This is a genomic window from Microvirga medicaginis (genome assembly GCF_052658925.1).
Genome location: NZ_JBQWEL010000022.1, coordinates 48,854 through 62,321, shown reverse-complemented (window position 1 = coordinate 62,321; position 13,468 = coordinate 48,854). Strand labels below are relative to the sequence as shown.

Here is a 13,468-nt window from a genome sequence, read left to right as displayed (position 1 = left end):
CAGGCGGGCGGCAGGGGGCAATGTTACCGCCCCTTGCGTCCTTTGTACTTCGGCTTCTGTCCCGCGAACCCTTGCGTCGAACGGCCCGTTGGGCGTTCGCGGAAGTTCAGCGGAATCTCGCGGTCGGTGCCTGGACCCATTTCGTCGAGGCCGGGCTTGCGAATGCGCGTGCCTTCATCCGAGCGGCCCTTGCCGAGCGGACCATAAGTCTCGGAATTCTCGTCGCCCTCGCTCGCATCTTCCGATGAAGCGGGAAGACCTTTCGGCGGCAGGTTGGCGTTGCGGCCGTATTTGCGCGAGCCGCCATACTTGCCGGCATCGCGCTCCACATCGCTCTGGCGCGCCATCGGATCGTCGCTGATGGCAAGCTCCGTCGCCTGAAGACGCTTGAGTTCGTCGCGCAGCCGTGCGGCTTCCTCGAATTCCAGGTTCGCGGCAGCTTCGCGCATGCGCTTTTCCATATCCGCGATGACGGCCTTGAGGTTGTGACCGACGGTCTTGTCGGCAAGCCCTGTATCGACGGAAACGTGATCGCGCTCGTAGACGCTTTCCAGAATATCCGCGATGTTCTTCTTCACGCTCTGCGGCGTGATGCCGTGCTCGGCATTATAGGCGAGCTGCTTCTCGCGACGGCGGTTGGTTTCCGCAATCGCGCGCTCCATGGATCCAGTCATCTGGTCCGCATAGAGGATCGCCTTACCTTCCACGTTACGCGCCGCGCGACCGATGGTCTGCACGAGCGAGGTCTCGGAGCGCAGGAAGCCTTCCTTGTCCGCATCGAGAATGGCGACGAGCGCACATTCCGGAATGTCCAGACCCTCGCGCAGCAGGTTGATGCCGATGAGCACGTCGAAGGCGCCGAGGCGCAGGTCGCGGATGATCTCGATGCGCTCCAGCGTATCGATGTCCGAGTGCATATAGCGCACGCGCACGCCGTTCTCGTGGAGATATTCCGTAAGGTCTTCCGCCATGCGCTTGGTAAGGGTGGTGACGAGGGTGCGGTAACCTTTCGCGGACAGTTCCTTCACCTCGTGCAGCAGATCGTCGACCTGCGAACGGGCGGGACGGATCTCCACTACCGGGTCGACGAGACCCGTTGGGCGAATGACCTGCTCCACGAACACGCCGCCGGTCTGCTCCATCTCCCATTTGCCTGGTGTGGCCGATACATGGATCGATTGCGGGCGCATGGCGTCCCATTCCTCGAAGCGCAAGGGGCGGTTGTCGAGGCAGGAGGGGAGGCGGAAGCCGTATTCGGCGAGCGTCGCCTTGCGGCGGAAGTCGCCGCGATACATGCCGCCGATCTGCGGCACGGTGACGTGGCTCTCATCGGTGAAGACAAGCGCATTATCGGGAAGGTATTCGAACAGGGTTGGCGGCGGCTCGCCGGGCTTGCGGCCAGTGAGATAGCGCGAATAGTTCTCGATGCCGTTGCACACGCCGGTCGCTTCGATCATCTCGAGATCGAATTGCGTGCGCTGTTCCAGCCGCTGCGCCTCCAAAAGGCGACCCGCGCGGGCGAGTTCCTGCAGGCGGTGCTGCAACTCGTCCTGAATGCCCTTGACGGCCTGCTGCAAGGTCGGGCGCGGCGTCACATAGTGCGAGTTCGCATAGACCTTCACGAAGGAAAGATCGTTGGTCTTCTTGCCGGTGAGCGGATCGAACTCGACAATGCTCTCGATCTCGTCGCCGAAGAGGCCAATGCGCCAGGCGCGGTCTTCCAAGTGGGCCGGGAAAAGCTCGATGACATCGCCGCGCACGCGGAACGTGCCTCGTGCGAAATCGCTCTGGATGCGCTTGTACTGCAACGCCACGAGATCCGCGATGAGCTGGCGCTGCTCGATGCGCTCGCCCACCTTCACGGAGAAGGTCATGGCCGTATAGGTTTCGACCGAGCCGATACCGTAGATGCACGACACCGACGCCACGATGATCACGTCGTCTCGCTCGAGCAGCGCGCGTGTCGCCGAGTGGCGCATGCGGTCGATCTGCTCGTTGATGGACGATTCCTTCTCGATGAAGGTATCCGAGCGAGGCACATAGGCTTCGGGCTGGTAGTAGTCGTAATACGAGACGAAATATTCCACCGCGTTGTCGGGGAAGAACGACTTGAACTCGCCGTAGAGCTGCGCGGCCAGCGTCTTGTTGGGCGCGAGGATGAGAGCGGGGCGCTGCGTCTCCTCGATCACCTTGGCCATGGTGAAGGTTTTGCCCGAGCCGGTGACACCGAGCAGCACCTGATCGCGCTCGGCACGCCGCACGCCGTCCACGAGTTCGCGGATCGCCTGCGGCTGGTCGCCGGAGGGAGTGAAATCGGATTTGATCCTGAACGGAATGCCGCCTTCCGACTTCTCGGGGCGCAGCGGGCGGTGCGGCACCCAGGGCTTGCCGTCCTTGAAGCGCGGATCGCCTTCGGTCAGCAGCTTGGTGAGCGCATCGACCGTGGCCGTCACGCCGGAGCCGGGCGCGAGGTCTCCCAATTCGTCCGCCACATCCGGCCCATCGTCAGGCCCTTTGAGGCCGAGCTTCTTGGCGAGCGCGGGGTCCACATCCGTGATGTCGCCATGGATGAAGGTTTCCTGCGCGCGCTCGGCAAAGCCCTCGGCCGCCTCCCGCTCCCGATTGACGGCGGGATTCAAGAGATCGGCCAGATAGGGATCCAGCGGCTTCAGCTCAGGTTTGGACGCCTTCCCGGTGGAAAGCTTGGGCTTCTTGGGTGACTTGGCCATAGAACGAATATGGTACAAAAGCGTGAAGATTGAAAGGGTCGGGGATCTCTTCCCAACCGTCATCCACCCGTCATGAGACAGACGCAAAACAGCCCCGCCAGGCTCAACCATATCGCGGGGATATCATGAAACTTTCTCTCGTCGCCGGCTCGCTTGCCGCCATCCTTCTGTCGGGTACTGCTCTTAACGCATCAGCCGCCGAATATTTCGACCGCATCGCCAGTTTCCCGATCACGGCCAATCTGCCGTCCGATGCCGACCAGAAGGCTGAGACCGTGGCCGAGATCATCTCCGCAAGCGAGGACGGCAGGCTGCTCGTCTATACTGATAGCCCGCGCAAGGCGCTCGGCTTCATCGACATCGCCGATTCTGCGCAGCCCCAGGCGGGCGGATCGCTCGCCCTTGGCGGCGAGCCGACCTCGGTGAAGGTGGTGGGTGGAACGGCCTACGTGGCCGTCAACACCTCCGAGAGCTTTACCAATCCGAGCGGCAAGCTCGTGTCGGTCGATCTGGCGAGCCGGAAGGTTTCCGCCGAATGCGTGCTTCCCGGGCAGCCGGACTCGGTTGCCGCGAATGCCGGGATTCTCGCCATCGCCATTGAGAACGAGCGTAATGAGGAGGTCAATGAAGGGGCGCTGCCGCAGCTGCCGGCCGGCGCGCTGGTGGTTGCCCCGCTCAATGGCGGCAAGCTGGAATGTTCGGCTCTCAAGACCGTCTCTATGACTGGCCTTGCAACTGTTGCAGGCGAGGACCCGGAGCCCGAATTCGTTGACGTGTCGAGCGAAGGCAGGATCGTCGTGACCTTGCAGGAGAACAACCACATCGTTGTGGTGGATGGAAAGACCGGCAAGGTCGAGGCGCACTTCTCCGCAGGCAGGGCCGATCTGAAGAACATCGACACCAAGAAGGATGGCAAGATCGATCTGAGCGGCTCGCAGGACGGCGTTCTTCGTGAGCCCGACGCCGTGCGCTGGCTCGATGCCGACCGTTTCGTGACGGCCAATGAAGGGGATTGGAAAGGCGGATCGCGCGGCTTCACCATCTTCAACAGGGATGGCTCCGTTGCCTACGAATCCGCCGCAAGCCTGGAGCACGAGATCGTGTCGCTCGGCCATTACCCTGAGAAGCGTAACAAGAAGGGCGTGGAAATCGAAGGCGTGGAAGCGGGCCGCTACGGCAACGACCGCCTGATCTTCGTCGGCTCCGAGCGCGCTTCCGTCGTTGCCGTCTATCGCGACACGGGTGCAGCACCGGAGCTGCTGCAGGTCCTGCCGACGGGCATTGGCCCCGAAGGCCTGCTCGCCATTCCCTCCCGCAACCTGTTCGTTGCGACGAGCGAAACCGATCTGCACGGCGATGGCGGCGCTGCCCCTCACGTGATGATCTATCAGCGCGCCGAGCGTGCGGCCCCGGCTTATCCCACTATCCGCTCGACCAAGAGCAGCGATGGCCTGCCGATTGCTTGGGGCGCGTTGTCCGGTATCGCGGCCGACAAGGCGCAGGCCGGCAAACTCTATGCCGTGACCGACAGCGCCTATGCCGGTGCGCCCCGCATCCTCACCATCGATGCGACGAGGAAGCCCGCGCTGATTACCGGTGAAGTGCTCGTGACGCGCAGCGGGAAGGCCGCGGAGAAGCTCGACCTCGAAGGCATCGCCGTTTCCAGCGATGGCGGTTTCTGGCTGGCCTCCGAAGGCAATCCGGAGAAGGGGCTCAAGAACCTCCTGGTCAAGGTGGATGCCAAGGGTGCGATCCAGGAAGAGATCGCCCTTCCGGCAAGCCTTGAAGAAGGTGCCAAGAACTACGGCTATGAGGGCGTCACCGTCACGGGCTCCGGCAACAACGAGATCGTGTGGCTTGCCATGCAGCGTGAATGGGCGGATGACGGCAAGGGAACCGTGAAACTCATGGCCTATAAGCCATCCAACAAGAGCTGGGGCGCCGTGCGCTATCCTCTCGACACGACCGAGACGGGCTGGGTCGGCCTTTCCGAAATCACGGCCGTGGGCGACCGTGTGATCATCATCGAGCGCGACAACCAGATCGCCGAGAAGGCGAAGGTGAAGAAGCTCTACTCGATTGCGGCTTCCGACATGAAGCCCGTGGCTCTCGGCGGGGAGCTGCCGCTCGTGAAAAAGACGGAAGTGCGCGACCTCTTGAACGATCTCAAAGCCGCGAAGGGCTATGTGCTCGACAAGGTGGAGAGCTTCGCCGTCGACGCTGCGGGTGACGCCTACATCATCACGGACAATGATGGCGTGGACAACTCGTCCGGCGAGACGCAGTTCATCAGGATCGGAAAGCTCTGAGCCTCCGCTCTGCAGCTTGAGTGAAGGCGGAAGGGCTGCTCCAGGAGCAGCCCTTCTTCGTTTCAGGCCGTGTGCTTCTGAGCCTTCTTGCCGCCCCGCAGCGCCTTCACCAAGGGCACAGCCACATACTGGATGAACGGGATCAGCACGGCGCCCAGCAGGAGACCGAAGAGGCCCGAGCCTGCTGCCGTGACCAGCCATTCCACAGCGCCGCTCAGGGCGGGAACGGCATGGGCTGCGGCAACTGCGATGTCGTGGATCGCGTGGCCAAGCCACGCGAATCCGTAGCCTTCGAGCCCGTGAATGATGATGCCGCCGCCGACCCAGATCATCGCGGCGGTGCCGACGACGCTGAGAATGCGCATGAGCACCGGCATGGCACGCACAAGGCCGCGCCCGAAGCCGCGCGTGAGCGGAGCGAGAGCCGTGTCGGCGGAGGAGGGGGCATTTCCGTTGCGCTGCATGAGGCTGGAGACCGGTCGGTCGTTGGTGGCGAGTGCCACACCCGCGTCATCCGCTTTCACGATCAGCGCCACGCCGCCATAGACCAGCGCCGTGATGCCGATGCCAACCACTGCGAGCACAAAGGCCTGCATCGTCGTCGAGGCTTCGGAGACGGTGCCAAGCGTGATCGCCATGATCTCGGCGGAGAGGATGAAGTCGGTCTTGATTGCGCTGTTGACCTTCTCGTCCTCAACACTCTGGGCCGTCCGCACCGCTTCGCCGAGAGCGGCCTCATGCTGATGCGCGCCGTGAGGAAAGAGCGCCTCAAAGACCTTCTCCGAACCCTCGTAGCAAAGATAAACGCCGCCTATCATGAGCAGCGGCGTGATGGCCCAGGGCGCAACGAAGCTGAGAAGGAGCGCTGCCGGCAGCAGGTAAATCAGCTTGTTCTTGAGAGACCCCAAAGCGATCTTGCCGACGATCGGCAATTCGCGCGAGGCCGCAAAGCCCACCACATAGCGCGGCGTGACCGCCGCATCATCGATCACCACACCCGCCGCCTTTGCGCCCGCCTTGGCCGCCTGAGCCCCCACGTCATCCAGGGAGGCTGCGGCCACCTTGGCCAAACCCACAATGTCGTCCAGCAGGGCGATCAGGCCGATGCTCATGAGGGCTCCTGTCGAAAGGGAGGCGGAAGAGGGGCGGAATATTCGGAGCAGCTAAGCGGCTTCTCCCGGTTTCGACAACGCCCGAGGTGCAGTTTCGGTGCAAAGGACCATCAGGGCTTCACCGCCTTCAACGAGAAGGACAGCGGGAACGGAACCGAGCCGTCAGGAAGGTGGAAGAGGCCCTTTCCGGCGGGAACCATCACCGGAAAGAGCTTGTAGGGCAGGAACTCGTGCTCGTGCAGGAATTCCAGGCGCAGACCCGCTTCGAGAAGGCCGCCGATGATATCGGAGAGCGGATGGATCCAGTTGTAATCGGCCGTCTTCTCCTCGTGCACGTCGCCGGTGTAGGAAGTCGCCGTCTCGAACATGTCCGGCTTTTCCATGGGCGTGCGCCAGCCATAAGTCGGTTCGAGATGGTTGTCGCGCTGATCGAGGATCTGGGCAGAGGGATGAGAGTCGAGGAAGTAGAAGCTGCCCCCCGGTGCCAGCATATCGGCCACGACTTGTGCCCAGCGCTTCACATCCGGCAGCCAGCAGATCGTGCCCCAGGTGGAAAATACCATATCGAAATGGCCGTCGATCACCTTGCGGGCATCGTAGATATCGGCCTCCACGAAGGTGGCGGGGAGATTGGCCTTCTTCGCGAGATCACGGGCGCCTTCGATGGCCACGGGTGAGAAATCCAGCCCCGTGACGATGGCGCCGCGACGAGCGAGCGAGAGAGTATCGAGGCCGAAATGGCATTGCAGGTGCAAGAGCCGCTTGCCCTTCACGTCTCCGATTTCGGAGGCTTCGATGGGATAGAGCTTGTCCTCTCCGGCGAGAAAACCATCCACGTTGTAAAAGCCCGTTGCGTCGCGGATGTGCAGCGCAGCCCGATTGTTCCAATTCGACAGATTGGCTTTCTGCCAGGGCGCTGCCATGGGTATTCTCCGAAGGTTATCTCGTTCTTGAGTCTGCGTGCATAGGACACCCGCTGGCCTTTGTAAAACCGGCGCATGAAAAGGCGGCTTTCACCATGGAAAGCCGCTAGGGGAAAGAGACACATGGAGCTAAGAATCCGGAGATCAGCCCGGCTGCAGCATCGTGTCGGTCACATGGGTCACGCCATTCGACTGCATGGGGTTTCGTTGCGAAACCGAAGGCTCAACCGTCCGGTGGCTAGCCTGCATGACCGCGACCGGCTGCAGGAGAGGAGAGAAATTGTCGCGAAAAGTTTTTGAGAGCTTTAAGCCGAGAAGACCGTCGGCCCTCTCAGGTAGGTTTCGACGCGATCGAGCTTAACCTTGGTATCGAGCGCTGCTTCCTGCGGAGCATCCAGAGCAGGCGTGTTCTGCCCCAGGCCTTCGGCCGGCATGTCGGTATTCTCATCGAGGGCTTCGTTGATCGCCTGCAGAACCTTGTCCCGCTTCGTCTCGTCGGGGCCTTCTTCAGGATTGCGCACAGTCATGGCGTCCTCCTTTGGGAGTAGGTCAGAGTGTTTGCTCATTCCATGTCGCAAATAGGGCACCGTCACAGTGCCGCCGATGCTGTGCTCTTCATGATGGCAGGGCTGCTCAAGCACAACTGCGGCCCATGGCGTTGAGGCCCTCGTCGAGGAGATCGGCAAGATTCGGGATGCCGATGAGCCAATCGGCGGTGGAGAGGGAGCTTGCTTCCTCCCGCTCGCGGGCGAGGCGTACGGCATCCCCCCATTCCTCGGGTTCCATATCGCCCCGGCCGATATAGACAAGAGCGATCAGATCCGCGCGCTCATCATCATTGAGGCCTGCGATCACATCTCGAAGCTCTGCTTCCGTGGCATCATCCGGCGAGGAGGTGAGGGCGTCGATAGAACCATCGTCGATAGGGTTCGAACCCGAGGCAGGATCCGTGGGGCCCTCTTTCACATCAATGGCCCTGACGCGGAGAATGAGTTCGCAAATCTTGTCGAGCGCGATATCCATCGAAATCCTCTTGGAGCAATCTCTGCCGAATCCTGTGACAGGAAAACCCTCAAGACGGCTTTCGGTTCGGTACGCGGCCAAGCTTTCGGCGCTGCGGAAGGCCACCCGCATCCTTCAGCAACGCACTCAACTCCGCCCACACGCACTTGTCACGGCAACAAGAACATTATTTCATGCTCCAGGTTGAGACAGGTTCTCAAGGAGAGAAGAGAAATGAGTTTTGAAACACGTGGCCTCAGGGCATTGATTGCCTCCATGGCATTGGCCATCGGGCTCTCCAGTGCCGGTTTGGCTCAGCCTTCCTCCGCCAATCGTCTTGCCCCGTCCCAACCAGGGACTGATGTTTACATCCTCTCCTTTGGCCTATGGGGGCCGCAGAGCGTTTTCGAGAGTGAAGCAAAGGGAGCTGCCCGCGTGCTCGAAGCGAGCCTACGAAGTAAAGGCCGCACCATCGTGGGCTTCAATACCAAGCGCAAAGCAGGCGCGACGCCGCAGACGATGCGCAATGCCGTGCAGAGTGTCGGTCGTGTGATCGATTCTGACGACGTGCTGGTGTTCTTCCTCACCTCGCACGGCAACTCGGAAGGCGCTGCGATCGTGACTCAGGATGACCAGATGATCATCACGCCGGACGACGTTCAGCACCTGTTGCAGGAAAGCGGCGCGCGTTATCGCGTGGTCATCGTTTCCGCCTGTTATTCCGGTGTCTTTGCGAGGAAGCTCGCGGATGAGCGCACGCTCGTCATCACGGCGGCATCAGCCGACAGGTCCTCGTTCGGCTGCCGGGATGGAGCGACCTGGACCTATTTCGGCGATGCCTTCTTCAACAAGGCCATGCGCGGCGAGAGCCGCCTCGATGTTGCTTTCGGGAAGGCGCGTCGTCTTGTCACCCGGCGCGAACAGCGTGAAGGGTTCGATCCTTCCAATCCGCAGATTGCGGGTGGTTCCGAAGTGCTGGCGCGGCTCAACGCGCGCTAGACCTTCTTGACACCTCTGCCGGAAGGAATAGGGCAGAAGGTCCCCGCTCCTCCACGTCTCATCGCAATCCTCAATGAATCCTCAGACCGCTCCCGTTCTTCTGCTGATCGCCTCGAACGTCTTCATGACTTTTGCCTGGTATGGGCATTTGAAGTTCAAGACGTCACCTCTCTGGATCGCGGTGATCGCGTCCTGGTGCATCGCCTTCATCGAATACTGGTTCGCCGTGCCGGCCAATCGCATCGGCTCGGCCGTCTATTCGGCAGCCGAGCTGAAGACCATGCAGGAAGTGATTACGCTGGTGGTCTTTGCGGGCTTTTCTGTGCTCTATCTGAAGGAGCCGCTGAGCTGGAACCATCTCATCGGCTTCGTGCTGATTGCCTCAGGTGCAGCCTTCATCTTCCACGGGCGGTAAGCCTCGCATCTATTCGGCAGGCCTCATGCGGAGAATGCGGCCCTGCCGGGAATCAGTCAGGAGATAGATCAGACCGTCGGGCCCCTGACGCACGTCGCGGATGCGCTCGCCCAGGTTCTGCAGCATGCGTTCTTCTCCGGTCACCTTGTTCCCATTGGTTTCAAGGCGTGAGACGAGCTTGCCGGCGAGCGCCCCCACGAGAATGCTGCCGTGCCAGGCTGGGAACTTGTCTCCCGTGTAGAAGGCCATGCCGGAGGGGGCGATGGATGGGTCCCAGTAATAGATGGGCTGTTCCAATCCCGGCTTTCGCGTCCCTTCGCCGATCTTCTGGCCGGAATAATGCACACCGTAGGAGATCACGGGCCAGCCGTAGTTCTTGCCCTTCTGCGGAATGTTGACTTCGTCACCGCCCCGCGCGCCGTGCTCCACAGTCCAAAGCTCTCCTGTCGTCGGGTGAAGCGCCGCCGCTTGGATGTTGCGGTGGCCGAGGGACCAGATCTCGGCACGCGCATCCTCGCGGTTAAGGAAGGGGTTGTCGGGCGCCGCTTTGCCCTCCGGCGTGATGTGGACGATCTTGCCCAGATGATTGTTGAGGTTCTGCGCCTGATCACGCAGATCGTTCCGCTCGCCCAAGGTCACGAAGAGATTGCCGTCGCGACCGAAAACCAGGCGCGAGCCGAAATGATAAGTGCCTGCATAGGAGGGTTCCTGACGGAAGATGACCCGAGTGTCCTCGAGAGCCGTTCCATCCTGACTGAGGCGTGCCCGCGCCACGCTCGTGCCATTCCGGCCTTCGCCCCTATCCTCGGCAAAGCTCAGGTAGACGAGGCGATTTTGCGCAAAGTTTGGATCGAGCGCCACATCAAGAAGGCCGCCCTGACCACCGACTGAGATGTTGGGAAGACCCCTGATCGGCTCCGAGAGCTTGCCTTCCGCGTCGACGATGCGCAGCCGCCCGGGCCTTTCCGTCACCAGCATGCGGCTGTCGGGGAGGAAGGCGAGGCCCCATGGGTTCTGGAGATTGCGGGCCACAGTCTCGACGATCACCTCGACCTTGTCGGTGCGAAGGCGCTGCGTGTCCTGCGCGAAAGCAACTGGAGCTGCGGCAAGAGTCAGAGCACAGGCAAGAGCAAGGCGAAGGTTTTTCATGAAAGGCTCTCCGTCAGTTCAAGGCCGAAGAGCTAACCTCTCGGCGCGAGGCGTCAACCTCGCGGCCGGTCACTCACGTGTTACCTGATGGAATAGTCGTGGACAGTATTGGTATTCTGCGCCGACAAAGTCTTCGTGGTCGCCAGTACAGAAAGTGTGGCGAGTCCCATCAGCATGATCAGCGCCAGTGAGCAGCGGCTTTGCTGGCGAAGATCCATCCGATGAGCCCGGGACGCGACATGATTTCTAGGACGGTAGGTCTTCATGGGCACTTTCCCCAGGAGAGCCAAGGTGGGTTTAGAGAAAAAACCCATTCATTTCAGGAAAGTTCCGCAGGGTTCTGAAGTCTTTCTTTCGAAAGTCTTTCCAATTGATGTTGTTAATACACCGTTAACCAATATTAACGCATCGCTAGGTGATTTTAAGAAAGAAGATTTGGCAATAGAAATGGCCGGAACCATGCCCCGGCCATCCAGTGAGAATGAACGTTCCGTGGAGTTATTCCGTTGCGATATTGGCTGCCTTGATGATCTCGGCCCAGGTCTGAATTTCCTTGGCAAGATAAGGTTTGAAGGCCTCCGGATCGCGCACGTTCAAAGTAAAGCCGAGCTTCTTGATGCGCTCTTTCACATCCGGCTTGTTGAGGATTGCGATGATCGTGCCGGAGAGCTTATCGAGGACAGGCTTGGGCGTGTTCACAGGGGCGAAGAAGGCAGCCCAGGATTCCGCATCGGCATTGGTGATGCCCTGTTCGCGTAAGGTCGGCACGTCGGGAGCCAAAGGATTGCGCTGCGGGCTTGCCAAGCCGATGGCGCGCATCTGGCCGGCCTGGAACTGGGAGAGCACGCTCGGCAGGGTCGAATTCGACACGTCGATGCGCCCGGCCATCAGCTCCGTCACCAGGGGGGCTGCGCCCCGGAAAGGCACGTGGGTCATCTTGATGCCCGTGCGGGTCATGAACAGCTCGGTTGCCAGATGCGAGCCGGAGCCGACGCCGGTCGAGCCGTAATTGAGCTTGCCCGGGTCCTTCTTCGCCAGTTCGATCAGCTCCGGGATGGACTTCACAGGCAGATCGTTCTTCACCACGAAGACGTGCTCAAAAGCGCCGGCGCCTGCGAGAGGCGCGAAGTCCTTCACCGCGTCGTAGCCCGGCTCCTTGAGCAGGAACATGTTGTTCCCGTGGGTCTGGTTGTTGCCGAAGACGATGGTGTAGCCATCGGGCTCGGCGCGAGCGACGGCCCGGGTGCCGATGGCGCCGGAGGCGCCCGCCACGTTCTCGACGATCACGTTCTGGCCGAGGTCCTTGCCCATCTCCTCCGCCACAATACGGGCGATCACATCGGTCGGCCCGCCCGCCGGGTAGGGCACCACCATCTTGATAACATGGTTGGGATAAGGCTGGGCGGTGGCCCCCTGCGAGAGCAGGGTGGCTCCGGCGACAAGGCCAATGGCCATGCGACGGGTGAGGGAAAAGGTCATGAAAAGGCGCCTCCTGAAAAACCCGGTCCAACGGGGCTGTTTTGCTTGCTTGGACAGCTTGAGCGGATTAGGGTCCGCCCCCGTCACGTTCCCTACTTAACGCCCCGACTGGAGGTTTCCCATGGGCTTTTTGTCTGATGCCCTCTCGCGTATCAAGCCGTCTGCCACGATCGTCATCACGCAGAAAGCGCGGGATCTCAAAGCCCAGGGCCGGGATGTGATCAGCCTTTCCGTCGGCGAGCCGGACTTCGATACTCCCGACAACATCAAGGAGGCGGCCATTGCCGCCATCCGCCGCGGCGAGACCAAGTACACCCCGGTCTCCGGCATCGTACCCCTGCGCGAGGCCATTGCCCGCAAGTTCAAGCGCGAGAACGGCCTGGACTACAAGCCTTTGCAGACCATCGTGTCCACCGGCGGCAAGCACGTGATCTACAACGCGCTGCTCGCCACCCTGAACCCGGGCGACGAGGTCATCGTCCCGGCTCCGTACTGGGTGTCTTACCCTGAGATGGTGGCGCTCTGCGGCGGCACGCCGGTGTTCGTGGATTGCACGATGGAGCACAATTTCAAGCTCCAGCCGGAGCCGTTGGAACGCGCCATCACGCCCAAGACGAAGTGGATCATCCTCAACTCGCCGTCGAACCCGACCGGCGCAGCCTATTCTTACGCCGAGATGAAGGCGATCACCGACGTGCTGATGCGTCACCCGCATGTGTGGGTGCTCACTGACGACATGTACGAGCACCTGACCTATGGCGATTTCGAGTTCGTGACCCCCGCCCAGGTCGAGCCGAATCTCTATGAGCGCACGCTCACCATGAACGGCGTCTCCAAGGCCTATGCCATGACAGGCTGGCGTATCGGCTATGCTGCCGGTCCTGAGCACCTCATCAAGGCCATGGATTTCGTCCAGGGCCAGCAGACCTCCGGCACGAGCGCGATCTCTCAATGGGCTGCGGTCGAGGCACTCGATGGGCCGCAGGATCATCTGAAGGTCTTCAAGAAGGCCTTCGAGGAGCGTCGCGACCTCGTGGTCTCGATGCTGAACCAGACGAAGTACCTGAAGTGCCCGATGCCGGAAGGCGCGTTCTACGTCTATCCGTCCTGCGCCGAGGCCATCGGCAAGACCACCCCGTCAGGCAAGGTCATCAAGACGGACGAGGACTTCGTCTCCGAGCTTCTGGAGACCGAGGGCGTGGCCGCCGTGCACGGCTCGTCCTTCGGCCTCGGCCCGAACTTCCGCATCTCCTACGCCACGTCGAACGCGGCCCTGGAGGATGCCTGCCACCGCATTCAGCGGTTCTGCGGCTCATTGCGATAACGCAGAATTGCCAGAGGCCAAATTATG

At 61.3% G+C, this 13,468-nt stretch carries 12 protein-coding genes; 4 read left to right on the top strand and 8 right to left on the bottom strand.

The window, feature by feature from the left end; all coding sequences use genetic code 11:
* Nucleotides 1–23: 23 nt before the first annotated feature.
* Nucleotides 24–2,729 carry an excinuclease ABC subunit UvrB gene (gene uvrB / locus ACUXUR_RS22020; protein ID WP_445504497.1) on the bottom strand — a complete coding sequence of 902 codons (2,706 nt, stop codon included), beginning with the start codon at nucleotides 2,727–2,729 and terminating at the stop codon, nucleotides 24–26.
* Nucleotides 2,730–2,854: 125 nt separating this feature from the next.
* On the opposite strand from uvrB, the gene ACUXUR_RS22015 reads away from it, so the two are divergent.
* Complete coding sequence (locus ACUXUR_RS22015) at nucleotides 2,855–5,038, top strand: esterase-like activity of phytase family protein (protein WP_445504496.1); 2,184 nt, start codon at nucleotides 2,855–2,857, stop codon at nucleotides 5,036–5,038.
* A 62-nt stretch (nucleotides 5,039–5,100) separates the two neighbouring features.
* Here the strand turns inward: ACUXUR_RS22015 and ACUXUR_RS22010 are convergent, their stop codons facing one another.
* From ACUXUR_RS22010 to ACUXUR_RS21995, 4 genes are all read right to left on the bottom strand, one after another.
* The gene (locus tag ACUXUR_RS22010; protein ID WP_445504495.1) at nucleotides 5,101–6,150 is read right to left on the bottom strand and encodes a DUF808 domain-containing protein; all 1,050 of its coding nucleotides are present in this window, start codon (nucleotides 6,148–6,150) and stop codon (nucleotides 5,101–5,103) included.
* 110 nt (nucleotides 6,151–6,260) lie between these two features.
* Nucleotides 6,261–7,073, bottom strand: a complete 813-nt coding sequence (locus ACUXUR_RS22005; protein WP_445504494.1) for a class I SAM-dependent methyltransferase — start codon at nucleotides 7,071–7,073, stop codon at nucleotides 6,261–6,263.
* Nucleotides 7,074–7,378: 305 nt separating this feature from the next.
* Nucleotides 7,379–7,600 carry a hypothetical protein gene (locus tag ACUXUR_RS22000; RefSeq protein WP_445504493.1) on the bottom strand — a complete coding sequence of 74 codons (222 nt, stop codon included), beginning with the start codon at nucleotides 7,598–7,600 and terminating at the stop codon, nucleotides 7,379–7,381.
* A 106-nt stretch (nucleotides 7,601–7,706) separates the two neighbouring features.
* Nucleotides 7,707–8,096 (bottom strand): DUF3775 domain-containing protein, encoded by a 390-nt coding sequence (locus ACUXUR_RS21995; protein ID WP_445504492.1) that lies wholly within the window; start codon nucleotides 8,094–8,096, stop codon nucleotides 7,707–7,709.
* A gap of 213 nt (nucleotides 8,097–8,309) precedes the next feature.
* On the opposite strand from ACUXUR_RS21995, the gene ACUXUR_RS21990 reads away from it, so the two are divergent.
* Both ACUXUR_RS21990 and ACUXUR_RS21985 read left to right on the top strand, forming a co-directional pair.
* Entirely contained in the window at nucleotides 8,310–9,074 is a 765-nt protein-coding gene (locus tag ACUXUR_RS21990) for a C13 family peptidase (protein WP_445504491.1), read from the top strand.
* 73 nt (nucleotides 9,075–9,147) lie between these two features.
* Entirely contained in the window at nucleotides 9,148–9,489 is a 342-nt protein-coding gene (locus tag ACUXUR_RS21985; protein ID WP_445504490.1) for a DMT family protein, read from the top strand.
* A gap of 9 nt (nucleotides 9,490–9,498) precedes the next feature.
* Here ACUXUR_RS21985 and ACUXUR_RS21980 read toward each other — a convergent pair whose 3' ends face one another.
* The 3 genes from ACUXUR_RS21980 to ACUXUR_RS21970 form a co-directional block, all read right to left on the bottom strand.
* Nucleotides 9,499–10,638, bottom strand: a complete 1,140-nt coding sequence (locus ACUXUR_RS21980) for a PQQ-dependent sugar dehydrogenase (RefSeq protein WP_445504489.1) — start codon at nucleotides 10,636–10,638, stop codon at nucleotides 9,499–9,501.
* A gap of 80 nt (nucleotides 10,639–10,718) precedes the next feature.
* Nucleotides 10,719–10,904: a hypothetical protein gene (locus ACUXUR_RS21975; protein WP_445504488.1), complete on the bottom strand. Its 186-nt coding sequence runs from the start codon at nucleotides 10,902–10,904 to the stop codon at nucleotides 10,719–10,721.
* Nucleotides 10,905–11,136: 232 nt separating this feature from the next.
* Nucleotides 11,137–12,117 (bottom strand): Bug family tripartite tricarboxylate transporter substrate binding protein, encoded by a 981-nt coding sequence (locus ACUXUR_RS21970; protein ID WP_445504487.1) that lies wholly within the window; start codon nucleotides 12,115–12,117, stop codon nucleotides 11,137–11,139.
* 121 nt (nucleotides 12,118–12,238) lie between these two features.
* On the opposite strand from ACUXUR_RS21970, the gene ACUXUR_RS21965 reads away from it, so the two are divergent.
* The gene (locus tag ACUXUR_RS21965; protein ID WP_445504486.1) at nucleotides 12,239–13,441 is read left to right on the top strand and encodes a pyridoxal phosphate-dependent aminotransferase; all 1,203 of its coding nucleotides are present in this window, start codon (nucleotides 12,239–12,241) and stop codon (nucleotides 13,439–13,441) included.
* Nucleotides 13,442–13,468 lie beyond the last annotated feature (27 nt).